This window comes from Pseudomonas sp. Y39-6 (assembly GCF_023651955.1).
Classification (GTDB): Bacteria; Pseudomonadota; Gammaproteobacteria; order Pseudomonadales; family Pseudomonadaceae; genus Aquipseudomonas; species Aquipseudomonas veronii.
In genome coordinates this window covers 6220544-6244332 of the sequence record NZ_CP069594.1, presented here as the reverse complement: position 1 = coordinate 6244332, position 23789 = coordinate 6220544, and the positions used below count along the sequence as shown (strand labels likewise).

Annotated in this window: 24 protein-coding genes; 10 read left to right on the top strand and 14 right to left on the bottom strand. The window is 62.1% G+C overall.

Going from position 1 to position 23789, the window contains the following annotated elements:
• Positions 1-3: 3 nt before the first annotated feature.
• The 7 genes from mltB to JN756_RS28380 all read left to right on the top strand — a co-directional run bounded on the left by mltB (position 4) and on the right by JN756_RS28380 (position 6473).
• Entirely contained in the window at positions 4-1014 is a 1011-nt protein-coding gene (gene mltB, locus JN756_RS28410; protein ID WP_046381928.1) for a lytic murein transglycosylase B, read from the top strand.
• Positions 1014-2012: a septal ring lytic transglycosylase RlpA family protein gene (locus JN756_RS28405; protein ID WP_017848342.1), complete on the top strand. Its 999-nt coding sequence runs from the start codon at positions 1014-1016 to the stop codon at positions 2010-2012. Before mltB ends, JN756_RS28405 begins: the two co-directional genes overlap by 1 nt.
• Positions 2013-2195: 183 nt before the next feature.
• Complete coding sequence (locus JN756_RS28400) at positions 2196-3353, top strand: D-alanyl-D-alanine carboxypeptidase family protein (RefSeq protein WP_102616986.1); 1158 nt, start codon at positions 2196-2198, stop codon at positions 3351-3353.
• A gap of 85 nt (positions 3354-3438) precedes the next feature.
• Entirely contained in the window at positions 3439-3714 is a 276-nt protein-coding gene (locus JN756_RS28395; RefSeq protein ID WP_017848340.1) for a DUF493 domain-containing protein, read from the top strand.
• On the top strand, positions 3714-4361 hold the full coding sequence (gene lipB / locus JN756_RS28390) for a lipoyl(octanoyl) transferase LipB (RefSeq protein ID WP_046381930.1): 648 nt from the start codon (positions 3714-3716) through the stop codon (positions 4359-4361). Before JN756_RS28395 ends, lipB begins: the two co-directional genes overlap by 1 nt.
• 26 nt (positions 4362-4387) lie before the next feature.
• Complete coding sequence (gene lipA / locus JN756_RS28385; protein WP_162231495.1) at positions 4388-5389, top strand: lipoyl synthase; 1002 nt, start codon at positions 4388-4390, stop codon at positions 5387-5389.
• Between the two features lie 151 nt (positions 5390-5540).
• A complete protein-coding gene (locus tag JN756_RS28380; protein WP_201021584.1) occupies positions 5541-6473 on the top strand; it encodes a S66 peptidase family protein in 933 nt (310 codons plus the stop codon).
• Positions 6474-6601: 128 nt separating this feature from the next.
• On the opposite strand, the gene JN756_RS28375 is transcribed toward JN756_RS28380, so the two are convergent.
• The 5 genes from JN756_RS28375 to leuS all read right to left on the bottom strand — a co-directional run bounded on the left by JN756_RS28375 (position 6602) and on the right by leuS (position 12692).
• The gene (locus JN756_RS28375; protein ID WP_201021583.1) at positions 6602-7927 is read right to left on the bottom strand and encodes a lytic murein transglycosylase; all 1326 of its coding nucleotides are present in this window, start codon (positions 7925-7927) and stop codon (positions 6602-6604) included.
• Between the two features lie 61 nt (positions 7928-7988).
• Positions 7989-8153, bottom strand: a complete 165-nt coding sequence (arfA, locus tag JN756_RS28370) for an alternative ribosome rescue factor ArfA (RefSeq protein WP_003176285.1) — start codon at positions 8151-8153, stop codon at positions 7989-7991.
• 160 nt (positions 8154-8313) lie between these two features.
• Positions 8314-9351, bottom strand: a complete 1038-nt coding sequence (gene holA, locus JN756_RS28365) for a DNA polymerase III subunit delta (RefSeq protein ID WP_046381932.1) — start codon at positions 9349-9351, stop codon at positions 8314-8316.
• 39 nt (positions 9352-9390) lie between these two features.
• Positions 9391-9996 (bottom strand): LPS-assembly lipoprotein LptE, encoded by a 606-nt coding sequence (locus JN756_RS28360; protein ID WP_017848334.1) that lies wholly within the window; start codon positions 9994-9996, stop codon positions 9391-9393.
• 89 nt (positions 9997-10085) lie between these two features.
• Positions 10086-12692: a leucine--tRNA ligase gene (leuS, locus tag JN756_RS28355; protein ID WP_046381933.1), complete on the bottom strand. Its 2607-nt coding sequence runs from the start codon at positions 12690-12692 to the stop codon at positions 10086-10088.
• Positions 12693-12954: 262 nt separating this feature from the next.
• On the opposite strand from leuS, the gene JN756_RS28350 reads away from it, so the two are divergent.
• Both JN756_RS28350 and JN756_RS28345 read left to right on the top strand, forming a co-directional pair.
• Complete coding sequence (locus tag JN756_RS28350) at positions 12955-13272, top strand: hypothetical protein (RefSeq protein WP_046381934.1); 318 nt, start codon at positions 12955-12957, stop codon at positions 13270-13272.
• 107 nt (positions 13273-13379) lie between these two features.
• Positions 13380-14141: a YdcF family protein gene (locus JN756_RS28345; protein WP_108525541.1), complete on the top strand. Its 762-nt coding sequence runs from the start codon at positions 13380-13382 to the stop codon at positions 14139-14141.
• 124 nt (positions 14142-14265) lie between these two features.
• Here the strand turns inward: JN756_RS28345 and lnt are convergent, their stop codons facing one another.
• The 5 genes from lnt to miaB all read right to left on the bottom strand — a co-directional run bounded on the left by lnt (position 14266) and on the right by miaB (position 19642).
• Positions 14266-15789: an apolipoprotein N-acyltransferase gene (gene lnt, locus JN756_RS28340; protein WP_017848329.1), complete on the bottom strand. Its 1524-nt coding sequence runs from the start codon at positions 15787-15789 to the stop codon at positions 14266-14268.
• An 8-nt stretch (positions 15790-15797) separates the two neighbouring features.
• A complete protein-coding gene (locus JN756_RS28335; protein WP_017848328.1) occupies positions 15798-16637 on the bottom strand; it encodes a CorC family transporter in 840 nt (279 codons plus the stop codon).
• A 42-nt stretch (positions 16638-16679) separates the two neighbouring features.
• Positions 16680-17138 (bottom strand): rRNA maturation RNase YbeY, encoded by a 459-nt coding sequence (gene ybeY, locus JN756_RS28330; RefSeq protein ID WP_017848327.1) that lies wholly within the window; start codon positions 17136-17138, stop codon positions 16680-16682.
• The gene (locus JN756_RS28325; protein WP_017848326.1) at positions 17131-18132 is read right to left on the bottom strand and encodes a PhoH family protein; all 1002 of its coding nucleotides are present in this window, start codon (positions 18130-18132) and stop codon (positions 17131-17133) included. Before JN756_RS28325 ends, ybeY begins: the two co-directional genes overlap by 8 nt.
• 184 nt (positions 18133-18316) lie before the next feature.
• A complete protein-coding gene (gene miaB / locus JN756_RS28320; protein ID WP_201021582.1) occupies positions 18317-19642 on the bottom strand; it encodes a tRNA (N6-isopentenyl adenosine(37)-C2)-methylthiotransferase MiaB in 1326 nt (441 codons plus the stop codon).
• 131 nt (positions 19643-19773) lie between these two features.
• Between miaB and JN756_RS28315 the strand changes: the two genes are divergently transcribed.
• Positions 19774-20100: a DUF1820 family protein gene (locus tag JN756_RS28315; RefSeq protein ID WP_003194436.1), complete on the top strand. Its 327-nt coding sequence runs from the start codon at positions 19774-19776 to the stop codon at positions 20098-20100.
• 42 nt (positions 20101-20142) lie between these two features.
• Here the strand turns inward: JN756_RS28315 and JN756_RS28310 are convergent, their stop codons facing one another.
• The 4 genes from JN756_RS28310 to JN756_RS28295 all read right to left on the bottom strand — a co-directional run bounded on the left by JN756_RS28310 (position 20143) and on the right by JN756_RS28295 (position 23662).
• Positions 20143-20697, bottom strand: a complete 555-nt coding sequence (locus tag JN756_RS28310) for a tetratricopeptide repeat protein (protein WP_017848324.1) — start codon at positions 20695-20697, stop codon at positions 20143-20145.
• A gap of 224 nt (positions 20698-20921) precedes the next feature.
• Positions 20922-22205 (bottom strand): glutamate-1-semialdehyde 2,1-aminomutase, encoded by a 1284-nt coding sequence (gene hemL / locus JN756_RS28305; protein WP_201021581.1) that lies wholly within the window; start codon positions 22203-22205, stop codon positions 20922-20924.
• 11 nt (positions 22206-22216) lie between these two features.
• Positions 22217-22846 (bottom strand): thiamine phosphate synthase, encoded by a 630-nt coding sequence (gene thiE / locus JN756_RS28300; RefSeq protein WP_017848322.1) that lies wholly within the window; start codon positions 22844-22846, stop codon positions 22217-22219.
• 18 nt (positions 22847-22864) lie between these two features.
• The gene (locus JN756_RS28295; RefSeq protein ID WP_026140190.1) at positions 22865-23662 is read right to left on the bottom strand and encodes a hydroxymethylpyrimidine/phosphomethylpyrimidine kinase; all 798 of its coding nucleotides are present in this window, start codon (positions 23660-23662) and stop codon (positions 22865-22867) included.
• Positions 23663-23789 lie beyond the last annotated feature (127 nt).

Genomic DNA, 23789 nt, shown 5'->3' with positions numbered 1-23789 from the left:
TCAATGCAAGTATTGCGCGGCTGGGCGACTCGGCATGCGTCCTGGATGAGCCTGATCGGGCTGCTGGGCGCCATGCACGAAGCGCAGGCCGGTGACTACGATGGCTCACCTCAGGTCGCCGAATTCGTCGGTGAGATGACCCGTGACTATGGCTTCGCCGGTGAACAGCTGATGGGCGTGTTCCGCGAGGCCCAGCGCAAGCAGGCGATCCTCGATGCCATCTCCCGCCCGGCCGAGCGCGTGAAGCAGTGGAAGGACTATCGCCCGATGTTCCTGACCGACGCCCGCGTGGCCCGGGGCGTGGACTTCTGGCGCCAGCACGAAGCCGCGTTGGCTCGCGCCGAGCAGGAATACGGCGTGCCTGCCCAGGTGATTGTCGCGATCATTGGCATTGAAACCTTCTACGGGCGCAACACCGGCAGTTACCGGGTGATCGATGCCTTGTCGACCTTGAGCTTCGATTACCCGCCCCGCGCTGAATTCTTCCGTAAGGAACTGCGTGAATTCCTGCTGCTGGCCCGCGAAGAGCAGGTCGACCCGCTGACCCTCAAAGGCTCCTACGCCGGTGCGATGGGCTTGCCGCAGTTCATGCCGAGCAGTTTTCGCGCCTACGCGGTGGATTTTGACGGCGACGGCCATATCAATATCTGGAGCAACCCGGACGATGCCATCGGCAGCGTGGCCAGCTACTTCAAGCGCCATGGCTGGGTGAGCGGCGAACCGGTCGTCAGCCGTGCCGACGTGAGCGGCGAGCGCGCCGATGAAGGCCTGACCCAGGGCATCGAGCCGGCCAAGACGGTCGGGGAGTTGCGGGCGCTGGGCTGGTCAAGTCATGATGCGCTGCGCGATGATATGCCGGTCACGGCTTTCCGCCTGGAAGGCGAAAACGGCCCTGAATACTGGATGGGCCTGAAGAATTTCTACGCAATCACGCGTTATAACCGCAGTGTGATGTACGCCATGGCCGTGCATCAACTGTCTGACATGCTGGTCCAAGCACGGGGCAACAAGTAATGCGGGCATCGCCGTTGAAAAAACCGCTCAAGCTGGTGGCGTTTGCCGCGTTGTCCTTGCTGGTTGTCAGTTGCTCCACCAGTCGCGCGCCGACGCAAAAGTCCGGCGGCACCGCTATTCGTTCCCAGCCGGGGCTGGACATCAACCGCGCGCATAAAGACGGTGCGCCGTGGTGGGACGTCGACGTGTCGAAAATCCCGGATGCCACGCCGACCCTGCACACCGGCCCGTACAAGGCCAACCCCTATACCGTGCTGGGCAAGAGCTACTTTCCGCTGCAGGACTCCAAGACCTACGTGCAGTCGGGCACGGCGTCGTGGTACGGGACCAAGTTCCATGGCCAGAACACCGCCAATGGCGAGGTCTACGACCTGTACGGCATGAGCGCGGCCCACAAGACCCTGCCGCTGCCCAGCTATGTGCGCGTGACCAACCTGGACAACAACCGCACGGTGATCCTGCGGGTCAACGATCGCGGGCCGTTCTATTCGGACCGGATCATCGACTTGTCCTACGCCGCCGCGAAGAAACTCGGTTATGCCGAAACCGGCACCGCGCGGGTCAAGGTCGAAGGGATCGACCCCGCGCAATACTGGGCCCAGCGTGGCAAACCGGCACCGTTGATGCTCAACGAGCCGCAAGCCGCGCAACCGCAAGTCACAGCCTCGACCGGCAAGATCGAGCAGTGGACGCCACCCGCGCAACAGCACGCGCCCGACACGGTCGTGGTGCCTCGCGCCGCACCGGGTGCTTCGGCTGCCGGTGGGCAATACCTGCAGGTGGGCGCTTTCGCCAACCCGGATGCGGCAGAGCTGTTAAGGTCCAAGCTGAGCAGTATGGTCAATGCGCCGGTCTTCATCAGTTCCATCGTGCGTAATCAACAGACCCTGCACCGTGTGCGTATGGGCCCGATCGGTTCGCCGAGCGAGGTCGCGCAAGTGCAGAACAGCGTGCGCCTGGCCAACCTGGGGCAACCCAGCGTGGTCAGCGCCGAATAAACCGTAAAGGATTGATGGTTCAGGTCCGTGCGCGGGCCTGGGCCCTGGTTGTTGGCTCGTTGAACAATAAAACCCAGGGGCAAGGGGTGAGCAGGCAACCGAACACGCGACAGACCGGTAACGGGCTGTCTGAATAAGTTTTGCCCGCGAGGGCAAGTTTCCATACGTAATTTCGAGAGACGGATGAACATCATCACCTTAGCCAAACGCACGTGCCTGCTTATCTCGCTGATCATCACCCCGGCCGCCTGGGCGGTTGAAATGGTGCCGGCTTCACCGCAACTGGCCGCCAAGGCCTGGGTCCTCATGGATGCCGCCAGTGGCAACGTGCTGGTGGAAAACAACGGTGACCAGCGCCTGCCGCCCGCCAGCTTGACCAAGCTGATGACAGCCTATATCGCGACCCTGGAAATCCGTCGCGGCCAGATCGGCGAAAACGACCCGGTGACCGTCAGCGAAAACGCCTGGCGCACCGGTGGTTCGCGGATGTTCATCAAGGTTGGCTCGCAGGTGACGGTCAGTGACCTGCTGCACGGCATCATCATCCAGTCCGGTAACGACGCCAGCGTCGCCCTGGCCGAGCACATCGCCGGCAGCGAAGACGCGTTCGCCGACATGATGAACAAAACCGTGGCCGACCTGGGCATGACCAACAGTCACTTCATGAACCCGACCGGTCTGCCGAACCCAGAGCACTACTCGTCGGCTCACGACATGGCGATCCTGGCGCGCGCGATCATTCGTGTCGACCCGGTCCACTACGCGATCTACTCCCAGAAGGAATTCTTCTGGAACAACATCAAGCAGCCTAACCGCAACCTGTTGCTGTGGCGCGACAAGACCGTCGACGGTCTGAAAACCGGCCACACCGAAGAAGCCGGCTACTGCATGGTGTCGTCCGCCGTGCGTGATGGCCAGCGCCTGATCGCCGTGGTCTTCGGCACCAACAGCGAGCAGGCCCGTGCGGCCGAGACGCAAAAACTGCTGACCTACGGTTTCCGCTTCTTCGAAACCCAGACCTTCTATCAGAAGGGTGCTGAACTGGCGACCGCGCCGGTATGGAAAGGCGCAACCTCGCAAGTCAAGGCCGGCCTGGCTGAAGACCTGACCCTGACCATGCCTAAAGGCCAGCTGAAAAAGCTCGCGGCCAGCATGACCATGAACCCGCACCTGGTTGCGCCAATCGCCAAGGGCGACGTGATCGGCAAGGTCGAAGTGAAGCTGGACGATAAAGTGGTACACAGTGCCGACCTGATCGCCCTGGATGCCGTCGACGAGGGTGGTATCTTCCGCCGCGTGTGGGATAGCATCCGCCTGTTCTTCTACAGCTTGTTCAACTGATAAGTGTGCACCTGCAAAGCCCCGTGTTGATCCGACGCGGGGCTTTGCCCGTCGCCACGGCTTACGCTTACGAGGCCGTTACGCCATGACCGATAAAGAAGTAAAGGCGCCAAAGATCGAATTCCCGGTGACGGATTATCCCGTCAAGGTGATCAGCGATACCGGTGTGGGCAACAAGGACAAGATTCTCGACATCGTGCGTAAACACGCGACGATCAACGACAACCGTGTGGATGAGCGTTCGAGCACCAACGGTAAGTACACCACGATCCAGTTGCACATCGTTGCGACCGGTCAAGACCAGCTTTACGACATCAACAGCGAACTGCGGGCCACCGGCTTCGTACATATGGTGCTGTGATGCCACAGGTCCTGGGCTTTCGCGAGCTCGGCCGGATGGACTACGAGCCCGTCTGGCACGCGATGCAGCGCTTCACCAACGAGCGCGGCACCTCGGCACCCGATGAGATCTGGCTGGTGGAACACCCGCCGGTGTTCACCCAGGGCCAGGCCGGCAAGGCCGAGCATCTGCTACTTCCGGGTGATATTCCGGTGGTGCAGGTCGACCGAGGGGGTCAAGTGACTTACCATGGGCCCGGTCAACTGGTGGCGTATCTGCTGCTGGATGTGCGCAAGCTGGGGTTTGGCGTGCGCGACCTGGTGAACCGTATGGAGGCTTGCCTGATCGAGCTGTTGGCCAGTTACGGCGTGAGCGCCGTGGCCAAGCCCGATGCACCCGGTGTGTATGTGGATGGTGCGAAAATCGCTTCCCTGGGGCTGCGCATTCGCCACGGTTGTTCGTTTCATGGCCTGGCATTGAACGTGGACATGGACCTGGCGCCGTTCCGGCGCATCAACCCGTGCGGTTATGCCGGGTTGGCGATGACCCAGTTGAGCGACCACGCCACACCGATTAAATTTGCCGAGGTAAGTGCCCGGCTGCGTGCGCAGCTCGTCAAACACCTCGACTATGCTGAGCAGACGACCCTTACGGGCGGAATCGACTGATTATGACTACTGATGCAGTGCAAACCATGATCCCGACGCTGGACGTCACCGAACGTCCGGCCCAGGCCCCGCGTGCCAAGGTGGAAGCCGGCGTCAAGCTGCGCGGCGCCGAGAAGGTTGCACGCATCCCGGTCAAGATCATCCCGACCACCGAACTGCCGAAAAAACCTGACTGGATTCGCGTGCGTATCCCGGTCTCGCCGGAAGTCGACCGTATCAAGGCGTTGCTGCGCAAGCACAAGCTGCACAGCGTGTGCGAAGAAGCGTCCTGCCCGAACCTGGGCGAATGCTTCTCCGGCGGCACTGCCACGTTCATGATCATGGGTGACATCTGCACCCGTCGTTGCCCGTTCTGCGACGTCGGCCACGGCCGGCCGAAGCCACTGGACGTCAACGAGCCGGAAAGCCTGGCCATCGCCATCGCCGACCTGAAACTCAAGTACGTGGTGATTACTTCTGTCGACCGCGACGACCTGCGTGACGGCGGTGCCCAGCACTTTGCCGACTGCATCCGCGAAATCCGCAAGCTGTCGCCGGACGTGATGCTCGAAACCCTGGTGCCGGACTACCGTGGCCGCATGGACGTCGCGCTGGAAATCACTGCCGCCGAGCCGCCGGATGTGTTCAACCACAACCTGGAAACCGTGCCACGCCTGTACAAGGCGGCGCGTCCAGGTTCGGACTACCAGTGGTCGCTGACCCTGCTGCAGAAATTCAAGCAGATGATGCCGCACATCCCGACCAAGTCCGGCCTGATGCTCGGCCTGGGCGAAACCGACGAGGAAGTGATCGAAGTCATGCAGCGCATGCGCGAGCACGACATCGACATGCTGACCCTCGGCCAATACCTGCAACCATCGCGCAGCCACTTGCCGGTACAGCGTTTCGTTCACCCGGACACCTTCGCCTGGTTCGCCGAGGAAGGTTACAAGATGGGCTTCAAGAACGTCGCGTCGGGCCCGCTGGTACGTTCCTCGTACCACGCCGATGAGCAGGCCAAGCTGGTCAAGGCTAGCCTGATTTCGTAATACAGATCTGCGCAACACCGCAGATCCAATGTGGGAGGGGGCTTGCCCCCGATGGCAGTGTGTCAGTCGCTACAGGTACTGGCTGATTCAGCGCTATCGGGGGCAAGCCCCCTCCCACATTTCGTTCCGCGTCATATAGGGAGAATCAGGGATGACCAGTCGACTAGCCGCCGCCGTACCTGCATTGCGTTCTGAAGCCACCATCGGCCTGATCGCACCCGCCGGCCCTGCCGCGCTGGACGTGGAAAAAGCCGGGCAATGGATGCGCGCCCGTGGCTATGAGCTACGCATCTTCCCCGGAGTATATGAACGCGACGGCTACCTGGCCGGCAGCGATGACGTGCGCTTGCGCGACCTGCACGCCGCCTTCGCCAACCCTGATATCGATGCGATCTTCTGCCTGCGCGGCGGCTACGGCACGCCCCGCCTGCTGGATCGCCTGGACTTCGACCTGCTGCGCGCCAACCCCAAGCCTTTCGTGGGTTACAGTGATATCACTGCGTTGCACCTGGCAATCAACCGCTATGCCGGTTTTGTGACCTTCCACGGCCCGATGCTGAATGCCGACCTGCTCGGCGACAAGCAGCCACCCACCGAGTCGTCGTTGTTCAACATGCTGCGTGGCCAGGTAGGTGCAGGCAGCGTGCTGGCGCACCCGGTGGCCTACCCATTGACCACGATCGAGCCCGGTATCGCCTGTGGGCGCTTGCTCGGCGGCAACCTGTCGATGATCGCGGCCATGATGGGGACGTCCTACGAAATCGATGCCGAGGGCATCATCCTGTTTATCGAAGACGTCAACGAGCCGATCTACCGCATCGACCGCTTGCTGACGCATCTGCGCCTGACCGGCAAGCTGGCTCAGGTAGCGGGTGTGTTGGTGGGGGACGTGGCGGGGGTGGATAGCACCGCGCTGGAGCGGCTGCTGAAGCAGACCTTCGAACCGCTGTGCATTCCGGTGCTGTCTGGCTGGCGCAGTGGGCATTGCGATCCGAACGTGACGCTGCCGATGGGCGCGCGGGTGCGGTTGGATGCGGGGGCGCAGCGGGTGGTGTTGGAGCAGGATGTGGTGTTCAACCGCTGAATCTGTCGTCTGCTAAACCGCTATCGGGAGCAAGCTCCCTCCCACATTTGACTGCATTTCAAAGGATGTACGCGGTCAAAATGTGGGAGGGGGCTTGCCCCCGATAGCGGTAGTCGCCATAAGCCGATCTAACGGTTCTGCAACGACTCCAGCAACTTCACCGTCGGATAACCATCCGCCGGCCAGCCCAGTGACTGTTGCGCCGCACGGATCGCCTTGCGCGTGTTGGCGCCGATAATCCCGTCCGGGTTGCCCGCGTCATAGCCATTGCTGCTGAGTGCGGTCTGCAGGTCGATGCGCTGGGAACGACTCAGCGGCAGTTCATCTTTCGGCCAATCGCCACGAATCACACCACTTCCGCCGAACCGTTCCGACAGCAGGCCCACGGCCAGTGCGTAGGATGACGAGTTGTTGTACTTGAGGATTGCGCGGAAGTTATCCAGCACCAGGAACGCCGGGCCACGGTAACCCGCTGGCAGCAGCAGGGCGGCGGAGAGCTGGTCGACGTTAGGCGGCATGCTCGCTCCCGGTGGCAGCTGGATGCCCAGCTTCAGCCAGTCGGCGACGGTCTTGCGCACGCCACCGTCGGCCAGGGTGTAATCGAAGTTGGCCGGCAGTTGTTTGACTTCGAAACCCCACGGCTGGCCTTTCTGCCAGCCGGAGCTTTGCAGGTAATGCGCAGTGGAGGCGAGGGCGTCGGCCGGGCTGTTCCAGATGTCGCGGCGACCGTCGCCGTCGAAGTCCACGGCGTGGGTGTTGTAGGTGGTCGGGATGAACTGGGTCTGGCCCATGGCGCCGGCCCACGAACCGCGCATCTGGTCGGCCTGGATATCGCCGTGCTGGATGATTTGCAGCGCCGCAAGCAATTGCGCCTGGGCAAAGGCCGGGCGCCGGCCTTCGTAGGCCAGGGTCGCGAGGGAACGGATCACCGAGTTATTGCCCTGGAACTGACCGAAGTTACTTTCCATGCCCCACACCGAGACCAGCGCCTGGCGGTCGACGCCATAACGTTGCTCGATGCTTTGCAGGATGTCGGCGTACTTGACCAATAGTGCCTGGCCATTACGCACGCGTACTGGCGACAGGGCGCCGTCGAGGTATTCCCACACCGGGCGGGAGAATTCCGGTTGGCTGCGGTCGGCGCGGATCACCGCCATGTCCGGGGTGACGTTGGCGAAGGCGATATCAAACACGGCTGGGGTAATGCCGGCCTTCAAGGCTTGCGCACGGAAACCGGCCTGCCATTCGGCAAAGGTCTGGGTGGGCTGGATGTCCAGGTTATCCACAGCCAGCGGGGCCACGACAGCGGGCGCTACGACCGGTGCGGTCGACAGTGTCGGCAAGGGTTGAGCATCTGCGGCGGTAGGTTTTTCCGCGCAGGCGACAAGCAGAATGAGGCTGGAGGCAGCGATCAATTGGCGAAGGTGCCAACGACGGGAAAGACTAGAGGGCATGCACAGGTCCAGGGATTACAAATCAAGTGCTGACCTTATCATGCCGGAGGGGCGCTTGCCTTCAGGCGGCCAGAAAGTAAGAAGCCTCCCAGCTATTAGACTGGAAGGCTTCGCGGCGGTAGCTGCCTTTGCCCTTGCCGGCGCGTTCCTGACGGCTGCGGAACAGTGGCTGGGCGATGATGGATTTGGCCTTGTTGGGGCCATGCTTAGATGGCTTTTTGCTCATGGTCGTTACTCTCTTCAGGTGGGATGCAGCGGTGCAAATCATCTGCCGAAGTCTGGCCGCTGTAAAGCCCGACAAGTTTTTTGAAATACAAATGCAGCCAACATGTGGGAGGGGGGTTGCCCCGTCCCGCATTGGTTTTGCGGTGTTTTTAAGCGGGGGGTTATTCGGCAGGTAATGTCAGGCGCTGGCCAGACATCAGCAGTGACAAACGGCTCAGGCTCATCCACGGCGAACCCGCCGCCTGGCCCTTGATTTGCGCATCGATGCGCTGGGCTTCGAGCAACAGTTGCGCCCAGCGTTGCGCCGAGTGCCGCTGCAGGGCTTTGCTCATCAGCGGTTTGCGCTTGTCCCAGACCGGCGGTCTGGCTTGGCTGAAGCATTTGTCCAACGGCGTGCCCTGGCTGTATTGCAGCGCAATATTGGCCAGTACCCGCAACTCGCGAGCCAGCGCCCAGAGAATCACCGGCGGTTCCACGCCTTCACCGCGCAACCCTTCGAGCATGCGCAGGGCGTGTGCAGGCTCGCCGTTGAGGATGGCGTCCACCAGCCCGAACACGTCAAAACGCGCGCTGTCAGCCACCGCGCCTTGCACGGTTTCGACGGTGATCTGCCCGTCTTCGGCCATCAGCTTGAGCTTTTCGATCTCCTGGGCGGCGGCAAGCAGGTTACCTTCGACCCGGGCGGCGATCAGTTCCACGGCGTCCTGCGTGGCCGACAGCCCCGATTGGGACAGGCGCTGACGAATCCACTGCGGCAACTGATTGCTGTCCACCGGCCAGATCTGGATGAACTGGGTCTGTGCCCCTTCCACCAGCGCTTTGCCCCACTTGGTTTTCTGCGCGCTGCCGTCGAGCTTGGGCAGGCTGATCAGCAACACCGTGTCTTCGGCAGGCCGCGAACAGTACTCGATGAAGGCCGCCGCGCCCTTGTCGCCGGGCTTGCCCGACGGCAGGCGCAGTTCCAGCAGGCGTTTTTCGGCAAACAGCGACATGCTCGCGCCGGCTTGCAGCAGCGTGCCCCAGTCGAAACTGGCGTCGGCGCTGAACACCTGGCGTTCGTCGAAGCCTTGCTGGCGCGCGGCGGTGCGAATGGCGTCTGCCGCTTCCTGGCACAGCAACGGGTCATCGCCGCTGACGATATAGACAGGCGCGAGAGCACCTTGCAGGTGTTTGGCGAGTTGGGCGGGGGCGAGTTTCATAGGCGCGATGAACGGGGCGCCTGGGGCGCCCCGTCTGGCTTAGTCTACAGGGACTTCAACAGGCGATTGTTTCGGCGTGTTGTTTTCGTACTCTTGCGCGGCTTTCAGGGCGTCGGCGTCAGCCTTGGCCTTGTTGTCGGCGGTCTGTTGCAGCAGTTCCAGTTTTTCCGGCGTCAGCTGTTGCAGGCGCAGCATCACACGTTGGACCAGCTCACGACGCATTTCTTTGCGCACCTGGGTCATTTCCGAGTCCGAGCCCACCAGGTTGTTGCCATCGTGGCTCACGACCTTTTGCACTTCGATCTTGTCACCCATCAACGGCAGATGGTCGCGGCCCTGCATTTCAAACGTCAACGAAGTGATCAGCTCGATATCGGACGCACGGCCAGCGCTGGCGTAGCTGAGGTTACGCTGGGTTTCTTTCTCGTCGGCCAGGAACAGCTTGTAGGTCGCGCCGGTGTAGACGTGTACGCCACTGTTTTTCAGGGTGTCGCGCAGTTGCACAACGGTTTCGCCGTAGGCGTTGCGGGCGCTGACGTCCAATTCCTTGATGGTCAGTTCATTGGTGCCGGTACCGCGCAGCTGGAAGCCGCAAGCGCTCAGCAGCACAGCAAGGCCCATCACCAGCAAATTGCGTTTGATCATTTTATTGCTCCCCTTGAAACCATGCGGGCCTTATCGAGGCCCTGAAGGTTTAGTTCGGCGCAGCGCTCAAGCCCTGCGCCCGATCCGATTTAGCTGGCGACGATATTGACCAGTTTACCCGGCACGACGATCACTTTGCGGATCGTCAGGCCTTCGGTAAAGCGCAGTACGTTCTCGTTGCAGCGCGCGGCCGCTTCGACGTCTTCGCGGCTGGCGCTGGCCGGCATGTCGATCTGGCCACGCAGTTTGCCGTTGACCTGAATTACCAGTTGCAGCGTGTCCTGAACCAGCGCGCTGTCATCCTGCACCGGCCAGCGGGCGTCAATGACGGCTTCGCTGTGGCCCAGGCGGTGCCACAGTTCGTGGCTGATGTGCGGCGTGATCGGGGCTAGCAGCAGGGTGACCGTCTCGAGGCCTTCGTGAACCAGCGCACGCTCCTGTTCGGTGGCTTGCGGGGCTTTTTCCAGTACGTTCATCAGTGTCATCACCTGGGCGATGGCGGTGTTGAACTTGTGGTTCTGGCCCACATCCTGGCTGGCTTGCTTGATGGCCAGGTGGGTGCTGCGGCGAATGGCTTTCTGCTCGTCGCTCAAGGCGGCCACATCCAGCTTGCCCGGCAGGCCCTGGCTGACATGGGCATGGGCCAGGCGCCAGACGCGCTTGAGGAAACGGTGCGAACCTTCGACGCCGGAGTCGGACCATTCGGCGCTCATGTCCGGCGGCGAGGCGAACATCATGAACAGGCGGCAGGTGTCGGCGCCGAACTGGTCGATCATCGACTGTGGGTCGACGCCGTTGTTCTTCGACTTGGCCATCTTCTCGGTGCCACCGATTTCCACCGGCAGGCCGTCGGCGATCAGCTTGGCGCTGATGACCTTGGCTTTGCTGTCGCGCTCGAGCTCGACATCCGCCGGGTTGAACCAGGTGTAGCTGCCATTGGCTTCGCGACGGTAATACGTCTCGGCGATCACCATGCCCTGGGTCAGCAGGTTCTTGAACGGCTCGTTGGAACTGACCAGGCCTTCGTCGCGCATCAGCTTGTGGAAGAAGCGCGCGTACAGCAGGTGAAGAATGGCGTGTTCGATACCGCCGATGTACTGATCCACCGGCAACCAGTGGTCGGCCGCCGATTTCTCGACCAGGCCACCCTCGTAGTGCGGCGAGGCATAACGGGCGTAGTACCACGAGGACTCGACGAAAGTGTCCATGGTGTCGGTTTCGCGCTTGGCTGGCTGGCCGCATTTCGGGCAGCTGCACTCGTAGAACTCAGGCATGCGCGCCAAAGGCGAACCGGCGCCGTCCGGCACCACGTCTTCCGGCAGGACCACCGGCAACTGGTCTTCCGGCACCGGCACGTCACCGCAGGTTTCGCAGTGGATGATCGGGATCGGGCAGCCCCAGTAACGCTGGCGGCTGATGCCCCAGTCGCGCAGGCGGAACTGGGTGCGCGAGGCACCGAGGTTTTTCTTGATCAGCGCGACTTCGATGGCGTCGAAGGCGCCGGCGAAGTCCAGGCCGTCGAACTCGCCGGAGTTGATCAGTTCACCGTGCTCGCCGTAGGCGTCTTGCCACGGGGCCGGGTTGGTGTCGCCCGAGCTGGTGCGTACCACGGATTTGATCGGCAGGTTGTACTGGGTGGCGAATTCGAAATCGCGTTCGTCGTGGGCCGGCACAGCCATTACTGCGCCATCGCCGTAATGCATCAGCACGTAGTTGGCGACCCATACCGGCAATTTTTCGCCGGTCAGCGGGTGCTCGACGAACAGCCCGGTCGGCAGGCCTTTTTTCTCCTGGGTGGCGACGTCGGCTTCCGCCACGCTGCCGCCTTTGCATTCGGCGATGAACGCCTGCAGCTCAGGGTTGTTCTGCGCGGCCTGGCTGGCCAGCGGGTGTTCCGCGGCCACGGCGACGTAAGTCGCGCCCATCAGGGTGTCCGGACGGGTAGTGAAGACTTTGAGGGTGCCCGCTTCGCCGATCGAATCGACGTTGTACGGGAACTGCACTTCCATGCCCTTGGACTTGCCGATCCAGTTGCGTTGCATGGTCTTGACCTGTTCAGGCCAGCCCGGCAGGTCGTCGAGGCTCGACAAGAGTTCATCCGCGTAGGCGGTGATCTTGAAGTAGTACATCGGGATTTCGCGTTTTTCGATCAGCGCGCCGGAACGCCAGCCGCGACCGTCGATCACCTGCTCGTTGGCGAGCACGGTCTGGTCGACCGGGTCCCAGTTCACGGTACCGTTCTTGCGGTAGATCACGCCTTTTTCGAACAGGCGGGTGAACAGCCATTGTTCCCAGCGATAGTAGTCCGGCTTGCAGGTGGTCACTTCGCGGGACCAGTCCACCGCCAGGCCCAGGCTGCGCAGCTGGGTCTTCATGTAGGCGATGTTTTCGTAGGTCCACTTGGCGGGCGCTACGTTGTTCTTCATCGCGGCGTTTTCCGCCGGCATGCCGAAGGCGTCCCAACCCATGGGTTGCAGGACATTCTTGCCTTGCATGCGCTGGTAACGGGAAATCACGTCGCCGATGGTGTAGTTACGCACGTGCCCCATGTGTAGCTTGCCGCTGGGGTAAGGGAACATCGATAGGCAATAGAACGTCTCCTTGCCCGGCTGTTCACTGACTTCAAAGGACTTTTGCTCGTCCCAGAAGGTTTGGGCGGCATTTTCTATTTCACGGGGCTGATATTGTTCGTGCATGGCTACTTTTGAACTGAATAGGGGTGGCCTAATCCTCTTCGGTGCATTGTCCGAGCTGGCCGACACCATAAAGCGCCGCGTCCGTGCCCAAACCCTGCGGGAAGTGGAGTTACAGGAAGCGCCGTAGCATACATGACCCCACTCTATCGAGGGAAACCCTGATTGCGCGGTCGAGGCCGTCTGTCGCGGCGCCGGGCAGGCGCAGCCATGGGGGCTACGCTGTTTATTGGGGAGTGAGTCTTATCTTCAATGAGGTGAGGGGATGGTGGAATCGCAGCGAATGTTATCTAAACCGGATGTGTACCAAGGACTCATCGACCGTTTGGGTCGTGCATTGGATGCAGCAAGTACGGCGGGTCGATTGCGTGATGAGCAGCCCGTCGAGTTGGAACTGCGAGGCTTGAGCCACGCGGAGCTGGAACTGATCAAGGCTTACCTGGCAAGGAACGAACGTTCGGCTTTTACCGGCGTGGCGAGCACGCCGCCCAACGAGCCCGTGCGGTCGGCCAAGGTGGTGTGGCTCAAGGATGTGTCAGCCGCTCGCGGCCCGGAAAAACATCGGTCCGTGCGGTTCAAGTAATACATGCCCCTTAGTTTCCTGATCATCGCTGACACTGCTTCGTTCTTGTAAAGATTGTCGCTAAACCCCGTTACACCTTAGGCTTCGGGCATCTATGGAGATGCTCGATGCCTATTCGTTATTTCATCAAACAACTGCTGTTGCCGCCCGGCATTCTCTTGCTGTTGCTGGCCCTTGCCTGGTGGTTTCGCCGCAGCCGCCCGCGCCTGGCCGGCTGCTGCTTTGCCCTCGGCCTGGGCGGGATGTGGCTGATGAGCCTGCCGATCATGGTGGAGTGGGGCGCGCGCGCCCTGGAGACGGCGCCGCCGTTGGCCCGGGAGGACTGGTCGAGCCTGGCCCGGCGCGCCGATGCCATTGTGGTGCTGGGTTCGGGGCGCGAGCGTGGCGACCCGGCCTGGGGTTCGGACCAACCAACCGGCATCGGGCTGGAGCGTCAGCGCTACGCCGCGCGATTGGCCAAGGCCTCCGGGCTGCCGGTGCTGACCAGCGGCGGTTTGCATTACGGCACACCGCCCAGCGAAGCTGAGTTGATGGCGGTGTCGATGCGAGACGACTTCGATGTGGCGGTGCGCTGGAAGGAAGAGCGCAGCCGCACCACCTGGGAAAATGCGCAGATGAGTGCCGAGATTCTGTTGCCCGAGGGGGTCAAGCGCGTCGTGGTGGTGACCCAGGCCTGGCATATGCCGCGTGCGGTCTGGAGCTTTGAAAAAGCCGGTTTCAGCGTGGTGCCGGCGCCGGTCGGCTTCCTCGGCCAGGATAACGCCCGGCCGCTGGGCGGTTGGATGCCGGAGTTCAAGTCGGTGTGGCAGAGCGGGCAGTTGCTCAATGAGGCGGTGGGGCAGGTGGGGTATCGGTTGTTCTACCGATAGCACCGCAAATCAAAATGTGGGAGGGGGCTTGCCCCCGATTGCGGTGTATCAGTATCAAATCTACTGACTGACACACTGCTATCGGGGGCAAGCCCCCTCCCACATTGGGTTCGGTTTGATTCTGTTAGACGGTTTTGGACATCCGGCCTGCCAGCAGCGCCCAACCAAACAACACCAGGCACACCACGATCAGCGGCCACGAACGCCATTGCAGGTACGGCGTGAGGTTGTGCATCGGCACCACTTCGCCATAGAGGATGCCGCGCTCGAACTGCGGGATCTGCGCGGTGATCTGCCCATACGGGTTGATCAGCCCGGTCACGCCGTTGTTGGTGGCGCGGATCATCCAGCGGCCGGCTTCCAGCGCACGCATCTGCGCCATTTGCAGGTGCTGCAAGGGGCCGATGGAGGTGCCGAACCAGGTGTCGTTGCTGATGGTCAGCAGCAAGTCGCTCTGGGCCGAGAGGCTGGCGGCGAATTCCGGGTAGACCACTTCATAGCAAATGAACGGCGCAATCTGATAGCCCTTGGCCTGTAGCATCGCCTGGTCGGACGGGCCGCGGGCGAAGTCCGACATGGGCAGGTCGAAGAAGGCAATCAAGCCGCGCAGCATGTCCTGCAGCGGCACGTACTCGCCGAAGGGCACCAGCTTCTGCTTGAGGTAGGTGCCGTCACCTTCGCCCACGACGGTGATGCCGTTGTAGTAGCGCTTCTGGTGATGCACTTCCTGGCGAATCGGCACGCCGGTAATCAGCGCGGTGTGCCGTTCGGCGGCGAACTTGCCCATCATCCCGAGGTAGCCCTCGACGGACTCCTTGAGCACCGGCACGGCCGTTTCCGGCCATATCAGCAGGTCGACCCGCTTGGAGCTGAAGCTCATGTCGCGGTACAGCGCCAGTTGTGCATTGAGCTGCTCGGGGTCCCACTTCATGCTTTGTTCGACGTTACCCTGGATCGCCGCCACGCTCAGCGGGTCGCCGGACGGTGAGGTCCAGGCGTGATGCTTGAGGGCCAGGCCGATGGCCCAGGGCGCCACCAGCAGCAACAGGCCAGCGCCGATGAAGGCGTTGCGCTGGGTCGCCAGCAGGCGCGGCAGGTTGCACAGCAGGGCGGCGGTCAAGGCCAGGGCGAAGGAAATCAGCCACATCCCACCCAGCGGCGCGAGGCCGGTGAGGGGGCCGTCAAGTTGGCTGTAACCGGAGTACAACCAGGGAAAACCGGTCAGGAACCAGCCCCGGAACGCTTCCTGGCCGACCCACAGCGCCGCAAACGTCAGGGCATCGGCCAGTGGCGCTTCATTGCGCCGCAGCCAGCGCGCCCACAACCAGGCGGGCAGGGCGAAGAACAAGGCAATGGCGGCGGTGAACGCCAGCATCAGCAAGCCAGCCAGCAACACCGAAGCGCCGCCGAAGTGGTGGATGCTGTAGTAGATCCAGCTGGTGCCGGCGCCAAACAGGCCGAAACCGAAACACCAGCCACGGCCGAGGGCCTGGCGTGGGGACAACTCGCGCAGCCCGATATAGAACAATCCGGCCGCGACCAGCGCAAGCGGCCACAGATCGAATGGCGCCAGCGCCAGGGTGGTGATGGCGCCAGCCACCACGGCCAACAAGTTGCCGGGCCAGCCGGGAGCGATGAAACGGCGCATGTCAGTCCTTAACGGGCAATAGGTGTCAGGCGAATCAGATGAATCCGGCGGCTATCGGCATTCAGGATGCGGAAGCGATAAGCGCCGATCTCGGTGGTCTCGTTACGCTTGGGCAAGTGCCCGAACGCACTCATCACCAGGCCGCCGACGGTGTCGAACTCGTCGTCGGAAAATTCGCTGTCGAAGAACTCGTTGAAGTTCTCGATCGGCGTCAACGCCTTGATCAGGAAGTCACCGCTCGGCAGCGGCTTGATGTAGCTGTCTTCTTCGACGTCGTGCTCGTCTTCGATATCGCCGACGATCTGTTCCAGCACGTCTTCGATGGTCACCAGGCCGGCGACGCCGCCGTATTCGTCAATCACGATGGCCATGTGGTTGTGGTTGGCGCGAAACTCGCGCAGCAGCACATTCAGGCGCTTGGATTCGGGGACGAAGGTGGCCGGACGCAGCAGGTCCTTGATGTTGAAGCTGTCGCCGTTCTCCTTGAGGATCAGCGGCAGCAAGTCCTTGGCCAACAGGACACCCATGACGTCGTCATGGCTTTCGCCGATCACCGGGTAGCGCGAGTGCGCCGAGTCGATCACGGCCGGGAGGAATTCCCGTGGGGTCTGGGGCGCCTTGATGCTGATCATCTGCGAACGCGGGACCATGATGTCCCGAACTTGCAGGTCAGCCACCTGGATGGCGCCTTCGACGATGGCCAGCGCTTCGCTGTCCAGCAACTTGTTCTGATGGGCCTCGCGCAGCAGCTCCAGCAGCTCCTGGCGGTTTTTCGGCTCGTGGGCAAAAGCCTGGGTCAGTTTACCCAGCCATGACTTTTGCCCGTTGCTCGATCGGTCTTCGCTCATAGCGATTACTCTAAATCCTTTGATGTTTCAGTTGAGTGTTGATCAGTTTTCGTCATCTGCATACGGATCAGGGTGACCCAATTCTGCAAGCAACGATCGTTCCAGTGCTTCCATTTCTTCGGCTTCGTCATCGTCTATATGGTCGTAACCCAACAGATGCAAGCAGCCGTGGATGACCAGATGAGCCCAATGGGCTTCAAGGGCCTTGCCTTGTTCCTGCGCCTCACGCTCGACGACTTCGACGCAGATCACCAGGTCGCCCAGCAACGGGATATCCAGCAGTTCGTCGGGTACGTCGGCGGGGAAGGACAGCACGTTGGTCGCGTAATCCTTCTGGCGCCAGGTGTGATTCAGTTCGCGGCCTTCGGGTTCGTCCACCAGGCGGATGGTCAGCTCCGAGTCGGCGGTGCGCTGGCGTAGGGCCAGGGCGCACCATTGACGGAACTGCTCTTCACTGGGGGCGGGCGCGTCGGTTGCCAGTTGCAGGTCAAGCTCAAGCATCGCGGCGGGTGTCCTTGGCCGGGGCGTCGTCGCGGTGCTCGAAGCGCTCGTAGGCTTCGACAATGCGCTGGACCAGCGGGTGGCGGACGACGTCCTTGGGCATGAAGTGCGTGAAGCTGATCCCCGGCACGTCTTTGAGCACCTCGATCACCTGGGCCAGGCCCGACTTGGTGCCCTTGGGCAGGTCGACCTGGGTGACGTCGCCGGTGATCACGGCGGTGGAGCCGAAACCGATACGGGTGAGGAACATTTTCATCTGTTCGACGGTGGTGTTCTGGCTTTCGTCGAGAATGATGAAGCTGTTGTTCAGCGTCCGGCCGCGCATGTAGGCCAGCGGGGCGATCTCGATCACCTGGCGCTCGATGAGCTTGGCCACGTATTCAAAGCCGAGCATCTCGTAGAGCGCGTCGTAGAGCGGGCGCAGGTACGGGTCGATTTTCTGTGCCAGGTCGCCGGGCAGGAAGCCGAGCTTTTCGCCGGCCTCGACCGCCGGGCGCACCAGCAGGATGCGGCGCACTTGCTCGCGCTCCAGGGCGTCGACGGCACAGGCCACGGCCAGGTAGGTCTTGCCGGTACCGGCGGGGCCGATGCCGAAGTTGATATCGTTACCGAGAATTTCTTTGACGTAGCGCTGCTGATTCAAGCCGCGTGGGCGAATCATGCCCTTTTTGGTGCGCAAGGCCACGCTGGCTTCGGCCACCGGGTTGTTGGCCAGGTCTTCCACGGCCGATTCCTGCAGGTACAGGTGGACCGTTTCCGGCGACAGCTCACTACCCTTGGTTTCGCGGTAGAGGCGGCGGAGCAGGTTTTCTGCAGACGTGGTGTGCTGGGGTTCACCAATCAGCTCGAATTGATTGCCGCGGTTGCGGATCTCGATGCTCAGGCGTTGTTCGATCAGGCGCAGGTGCTCGTCGAACTGTCCGCACAAATTGGCGAAACGGCGAGCCTCAAACGGCTCGAGGAGAAAACGATGGGGTTCGATGGGTGCGTTCAAGGTCGCTTTTAGCCGCCCTTTGGCTGTTGAGGTGAAAGAGAGGATAACGCCACGCGCCAGTGTGCGAAAGCACTTATCCAACCCGATCCAGTGTGGGAGGGAGCTTGCCCCCGATAGCGGAGTGTCAGGCAGCTCATGTGCTGCTGATGTACCGCAATCGGGGGCAAGCCCCCTCGCACATTTATTACACCAGAGAGCCGCGCAACGAGTGCGGTTGCGCCGCATCGATGTGGACATCGGCGAACTGGCCGATCAGGGTCGGGTTGTCGCAACGGAAGTTGACGATGCGGTTGTTCTCGGTGCGCCCTTGCAGTTCGCCCGGGTCTTTTTTCGAGTAGTCGGTGACCAGGATGCGCTGGGTGGACCCGACCATTTGTCGACTGATCTCGAACCCCTGCTGGTTCAGGCGATGTTGCAGGGCGTTCAGGCGCTCTTTTTTCAGCTCTTCCGGGGTCTCGTCCAGCAGGTCGGCGGCAGGCGTGCCGGGGCGCTGGCTGTAGACAAACGAGTAGGAAAAGTCGAAACCGACGTCTTCAATCAGCTTCATGGTCTGCTGGAAGTCTTTCTCGGTCTCGCCGGGGAAGCCGACGATAAAGTCCGAACTGATGCAGATGCCCGGCACTGCCGCGCGTAATTTGCGCAGTTTGGATTTGTATTCCAGGGCGGTGTGGTTGCGTTTCATCGCCGACAGGATGCGGTCCGAACCCGATTGCACCGGCAAGTGCAGGTGCTTGACCAGCTCCGGCACTTCGGCGTGGGCCTGGATCAGGCTGTCGGAGAACTCCAGCGGGTGCGAGGTGGTGTAGCGAATGCGCTCGATGCCATCCACCGCGGCGACAACCCGGATCAGCTCCGAGAGGTCGGCCAGGCGCCCGTCGTGGGTCTGGCCGCGATAGCCGTTGACGTTCTGGCCCAGCAGGGTCACTTCACGCACGCCGTTTTCGGCCAGGTGGATGATTTCTGACATTACATCGTCAAACGGCCGGCTGACTTCTTCACCGCGGGTGTAGGGCACCACGCAGAAGGTGCAGTACTTGCTGCAACCTTCCATCACCGACACGTAGGCGCTCGGCCCATCGATGCGCGGCTCGGGCAGATGGTCGAATTTTTCGATTTCCGGGAACGAGACGTCGACCTGGGGCAGCTTGGTGAGGCGTGCGGCGTCGATCATTTCCGGCAGGCGGTGCAAGGTTTGCGGGCCGAAGACCACATCCACGTAGGGCGCGCGGTCGCGGATGGCTGCGCCTTCCTGGCTGGCGACGCAGCCGCCGACGGCAATCACCATCTCCGGGTTGGCCAGTTTCAATTCACGCCAGCGGCCCAGCTGCGAATACACGCGGTCCTGTGCCCGTTCGCGGATCGAGCAGGTATTGAGCAGGATTACGTCGGCATCTTCGGCGCGGGCGGTGACTTCCAGGGCCTGATGTTCACCCAGCAGATCGACCATGCGCGAGCTGTCGTACTCGTTCATCTGGCAACCGTGGGTTTCAATGTAGAGCTTCTTGGCCATGGGAATCGTCAACTGGTGGTAAAGAACCGCGCATTATAGGGGTCATGTCCATCGGTTCCTAGCACTGTGCATCGGGTGCCATGCTATAGTTCGCGCCCTCTTTTATATCCCCGATGTGTTCCCCGCCCACCATGACCAAACGTGAAGCTCCAATCTATAAGGTGATTTTCCTCAACCAGGGCCAGGTGTTCGAAATGTACGCCAAGCAGATCTATCAAAGTGATCTGTGGGGCTTCCTGGAAGTGGAAGAGTTCGTCTTTGGCGAGCGCACACAGCTGGTCGTCGACCCGGGCGAGGAAAAACTCAAGGCCCAGTTCGAAGGCGTGGTGCGCAGTTTTGTGCCGATGCATTCGATCGTGCGTATCGATGAAGTCGAGCGCCTGGGCACGCCGAAGATCAGCGAAGCGCGTGGCACGAGCAATGTCATGCCGTTTCCGATGCCGATGCCTGAGAAGTAGGGCGTTTGTAGCGAGGGCGCTGGCTCCCTCGTCACCGGTCGATCAGGGCAGGGGCGAGAACGGTGAGCGCCCATCCGCACTCTGCAGTTCCTGCAGATAATTGCGGAAGATCTGGCCCAGCACCTGGGTCGCCAGTTCCAGTTCATCGCGCTGCATGTGTTCGGCAACTTCGTCGGCGGTGTCCAGCGCGTCTTCGGCGCCGTTGACCGCGGCCATTTTCAGCACGATATACGCCTGGACGTTATTGGCCGGCACCCCTTCGCCTTTGAAGAACATGGTGCCCAGCTGGAATTGCGCCTGGGCGTGGCCCTGCAGCGAGGCTTTTTCGAAGTAGTTCAACGCTTTGTTGAGGTCGCGCGCGGGGTTCTTGCCGTCGTGGTAGTACTCGCCCAACTCGTATTGCGCCTGCGCATCCCCGCCGTCGGCCTGTTTCTGGCACGCGCTCAGGGCTTCGGCCTGGCTGTCTGGCTGGGTATTGAGGGTGCAACGACCCATCGCTGGGATTAACAACGAGTTGCCGCCTGCTTGTGCATGTGCCAGCAGCGGCTGAAGGAGCAACAGGCAGCCCAGGACCAGGGTGCGGCCGGTGCGTTTCATGGGAATCGACTTACCTCTGACGGGGCACGCGGACCCTCGGGGGTCCAATAAGCGCGCATTATGAAATAAGCAGACCTCTGCTTACAAAGTCTTTACTCGTTTTTCTGCCGGTTGGGCAAGTTATCTGCCGGATTGCAGGTGATTTCTCGAGAAAACCAGGAAAAGTCTGTAAGCAAAGTAGCAAATCTGACGCCGCCGGGGGCGACGTCAGAATGCTGTGCCGGTTATTTCAGGGCGGCGAAGGCGCGCTCGGCAGCGTCCAGGGTCAGTTTCAACTCGGCGTCGCCATGGGCGATCGAGGTGAAGCCGGCTTCAAAGGCGCTCGGTGCCAGGTACACGCCGCCGTCCAGCATCAGGTGGAAGAAGCGCTTGAACAGGCCTGCGTCGCTGCCCATCACGTCCTCAAAGGTGACGATATCGTCGGCGCCGCTGAAATACAGGCCGAACATGCCGCCTGCTTGCGTGGTGACAAACGGAATGCCGGCGGCATCGGCGCGCTGTTGCAGGCCGTCGAGCAGGCGGGAGGTGTAGTCGGTCAGCTCGGCATGGAAGCCCGGGCGGCTGATCAGGCGCAGAGTGGTCAGGCCGGCGGCCATGGCCAGCGGGTTACCGGACAGGGTGCCCGCCTGGTACACCGGGCCCAGCGGCGCGATGTATTGCATGATTTCGCGCTTGCCGCCGAAGCAGCCCACCGGCATGCCGCCACCGATGATCTTGCCGAAGGTGCTCAGGTCCGGCGTTACGCCGTAATGCGCCTGGGCGCCACCGAGGGCCACGCGGAAGCCGGTCATCACTTCGTCGAAAATCAGCACCACGCCATGCTTGTCGCACTGTGCGCGCAGGCCTTCGAGGAAGCCCGGGGTCGGCGGTACGCAGTTCATGTTGCCGGCGACTGGCTCGACGATGATGCACGCCACCTCCTGGCCCACTTCATTGAGCATCTGCTCGACGGCGGCGATGTTGTTGAACGGCAGGGTCAGGGTGTGTTTGGCGAAGTCTGCCGGCACACCGGCCGAGCTTGGCACGCCCTGGGTCAGCGCGCCGGACCCGGCCTTGACCAGCAGGCTGTCGGAGTGACCGTGGTAGCAGCCTTCGAACTTGATGATGCTGTCGCGGCCGGTGAAACCGCGGGCCAGGCGAATCGCGCTCATGGTGGCTTCGGTGCCGGAGCTGACCATCCGCACCATCTCCATCGACGGCACGATCGAGCAGACCAGATCGGCCATCTCGGTTTCCATCGAGGTTGGGGCGCCGTAGGACAGGCCGTGTTGCAACTGCTGGCGCACGGCGTCGAGTACGTCCGGGTGGCTGTGGCCGAGGATCATCGGGCCCCAGGAGCCGACGTAGTCCACATAGCGCTTGTCGTCTTCGTCGGTGACGTAGGCGCCTTCGGCATGCTTGAAGAACAGCGGCGTGCCGCCGACGCTCTTGAACGCACGCACGGGGGAGTTCACACCGCCGGGGATGTGTTTCTGGGCATCGGCAAACAGGGTTTCGGAACGGGACATGATCGGGCTCTCTAAACTGAAGATTTAAGAAGATCGTTGAAAGCGCGGGCGCGGCGCGTGACTTCCTGGGTGCTGTCGGCACCAAACAGGCCGTGTACCACGGCGAGCAAGTCGGCCCCGTGGGCCACCAGCGGTTCGGCATTCTCCAGGGTGACGCCGCCGATCACGCAGATCGGCAACTGCAGGCGCGCGCGGGCCTGGGCCAGCATTTCGAGGCTGGCGGCGGGGGCGCCGGGCTTGGTGCTGGAGTTGAAGAAGCGGCCGAAGGCGACGTAGCTGGCGCCTTCTTTCGCGGCCTGTTCGGCCAGTTCGATCTGGCTGTGGCAGGTGGCGCCGATGATCGCCTTGGAGCCCAGCAACGCACGGGCCGTGGTCAGGGGGCCATCGGTCTGGCCCAGGTGAACGCCGACGCCCAGGCGCGCGGCCAGTTCGGCGTCATCGTTGATGATCAGTTGGGTCTTGTAGCGCGAGCACAATTCGCGGAGTTTTTCCGCTTCACGCAGGCGCCGGGCCTCGTCGCTGCTTTTGTCACGGTACTGCAGCAGGGTCACGCCGCCATCCAGCGCCGCTTCGACGTAGGCGAGGAATTTGCCGGCCAATAATTGGCTGTCGGTAATGGCATAAAGGCCACGTAGTTTCATCGGGCAGGCCTCTTGGTGTTACGAGCAGAAATCCAGCGGCAGCCGGCGAGGCACGAACTGGCCCTGGCCGAGTTGTTCGGCGTCACGCAGGGTGCGCCAAGTGTAGTTGAGGGCCGATTGCACGGCGCTGACCAGGCCTTCACCCTGGGCGATCCGGCCCGCCAGCGCGCTGGCCAGCGTACACCCCGAACCGTGATAGCTGCCGGGCAGGCGCTGGCAGGTAAAGGTCTGGCGCGTGCCGTCGCGGCTGTACAGGCGGTTGTGGACTTGGTGCTCATCGCCATGGCCGCCGGTAATCAGCAGGTGCTTGATAAACGGCAACAGCTTTTCCGCGCATTCGTCCGCCGTGCCCTCAGGCAGTTCGGCAAGGATGCGTGCTTCAGGCAGGTTGGGCGTGGCGATCAGCGACAACGGCAACAGCCGCTCGCGCATGGCGTAGCCGACTTCGTCCTTGCCCAGGCTGCCGCCGCCGCCGGCGCGCAGCACGGGGTCGCACACCACCGGCAGGTGCGGGTGCGCCTGCAGCAGTTCGACCACGGTGTCGACCATCGCGGTGGAGCCGAGCATGCCCAGCTTGACCGCCGCCACTGGCGAATCGCTGAGCACGGCGTTGGCCTGGGCCAGCACCCACTCGCGGTCGAGCACGCGGAAATCACTGACGTTGACGGTGTTCTGCACCGTCAGCGCGGTAACGGCCGGGGCCGCATGGCAACCCTGGGCGAGCAGGGCTTCGATATCTGCCTGCAAGCCGGCGCCACCACTGGGATCATGGCCGGAGAGACAGAGGACAACGGGGCGAGAGCTGTAGATATTCATGGTGCGCGAGCTTACCACCAAACGCTTTTGGCGTGGCCGTCTGGCGATGGCTGAATTTTGCCCGGAACTATGTGGGGTTATGGCTGTTTGCTAGTATCGGATTTTAGTTGTGAAGTCCGCTGAAAGC

What these genes read in the sequence shown, in the direction of transcription:
- JN756_RS28375 (WP_201021583.1), bottom strand. Translation starts at nt 7,927, where the DNA reads ATGCCCTCTAGTCTTTCCCGTCGTTGGCACCTTCGCCAATTGATCGCT.
- JN756_RS28295 (WP_026140190.1), bottom strand. Translation starts at nt 23,662, where the DNA reads ATGAATATCTACAGCTCTCGCCCCGTTGTCCTCTGTCTCTCCGGCCAT.
- JN756_RS28310 (WP_017848324.1), bottom strand. Translation starts at nt 20,697, where the DNA reads ATGAAACGCACCGGCCGCACCCTGGTCCTGGGCTGCCTGTTGCTCCTT.
- JN756_RS28380 (WP_201021584.1), top strand. Translation starts at nt 5,541, where the DNA reads ATGACCAGTCGACTAGCCGCCGCCGTACCTGCATTGCGTTCTGAAGCC.
- JN756_RS28315 (WP_003194436.1), top strand. Translation starts at nt 19,774, where the DNA reads ATGACCAAACGTGAAGCTCCAATCTATAAGGTGATTTTCCTCAACCAG.
- JN756_RS28400 (WP_102616986.1), top strand. Translation starts at nt 2,196, where the DNA reads ATGAACATCATCACCTTAGCCAAACGCACGTGCCTGCTTATCTCGCTG.
- leuS (WP_046381933.1), bottom strand. Translation starts at nt 12,692, where the DNA reads ATGCACGAACAATATCAGCCCCGTGAAATAGAAAATGCCGCCCAAACC.
- thiE (WP_017848322.1), bottom strand. Translation starts at nt 22,846, where the DNA reads ATGAAACTACGTGGCCTTTATGCCATTACCGACAGCCAATTATTGGCC.
- JN756_RS28395 (WP_017848340.1), top strand. Translation starts at nt 3,439, where the DNA reads ATGACCGATAAAGAAGTAAAGGCGCCAAAGATCGAATTCCCGGTGACG.
- lipB (WP_046381930.1), top strand. Translation starts at nt 3,714, where the DNA reads ATGCCACAGGTCCTGGGCTTTCGCGAGCTCGGCCGGATGGACTACGAG.
- holA (WP_046381932.1), bottom strand. Translation starts at nt 9,351, where the DNA reads ATGAAACTCGCCCCCGCCCAACTCGCCAAACACCTGCAAGGTGCTCTC.
- hemL (WP_201021581.1), bottom strand. Translation starts at nt 22,205, where the DNA reads ATGTCCCGTTCCGAAACCCTGTTTGCCGATGCCCAGAAACACATCCCC.
- miaB (WP_201021582.1), bottom strand. Translation starts at nt 19,642, where the DNA reads ATGGCCAAGAAGCTCTACATTGAAACCCACGGTTGCCAGATGAACGAG.
- lnt (WP_017848329.1), bottom strand. Translation starts at nt 15,789, where the DNA reads ATGCGCCGTTTCATCGCTCCCGGCTGGCCCGGCAACTTGTTGGCCGTG.
- lipA (WP_162231495.1), top strand. Translation starts at nt 4,388, where the DNA reads ATGATCCCGACGCTGGACGTCACCGAACGTCCGGCCCAGGCCCCGCGT.
- arfA (WP_003176285.1), bottom strand. Translation starts at nt 8,153, where the DNA reads ATGAGCAAAAAGCCATCTAAGCATGGCCCCAACAAGGCCAAATCCATC.
- ybeY (WP_017848327.1), bottom strand. Translation starts at nt 17,138, where the DNA reads ATGCTTGAGCTTGACCTGCAACTGGCAACCGACGCGCCCGCCCCCAGT.
- JN756_RS28360 (WP_017848334.1), bottom strand. Translation starts at nt 9,996, where the DNA reads ATGATCAAACGCAATTTGCTGGTGATGGGCCTTGCTGTGCTGCTGAGC.
- mltB (WP_046381928.1), top strand. Translation starts at nt 4, where the DNA reads ATGCAAGTATTGCGCGGCTGGGCGACTCGGCATGCGTCCTGGATGAGC.
- JN756_RS28350 (WP_046381934.1), top strand. Translation starts at nt 12,955, where the DNA reads ATGGTGGAATCGCAGCGAATGTTATCTAAACCGGATGTGTACCAAGGA.
- JN756_RS28405 (WP_017848342.1), top strand. Translation starts at nt 1,014, where the DNA reads ATGCGGGCATCGCCGTTGAAAAAACCGCTCAAGCTGGTGGCGTTTGCC.
- JN756_RS28335 (WP_017848328.1), bottom strand. Translation starts at nt 16,637, where the DNA reads ATGAGCGAAGACCGATCGAGCAACGGGCAAAAGTCATGGCTGGGTAAA.
- JN756_RS28345 (WP_108525541.1), top strand. Translation starts at nt 13,380, where the DNA reads ATGCCTATTCGTTATTTCATCAAACAACTGCTGTTGCCGCCCGGCATT.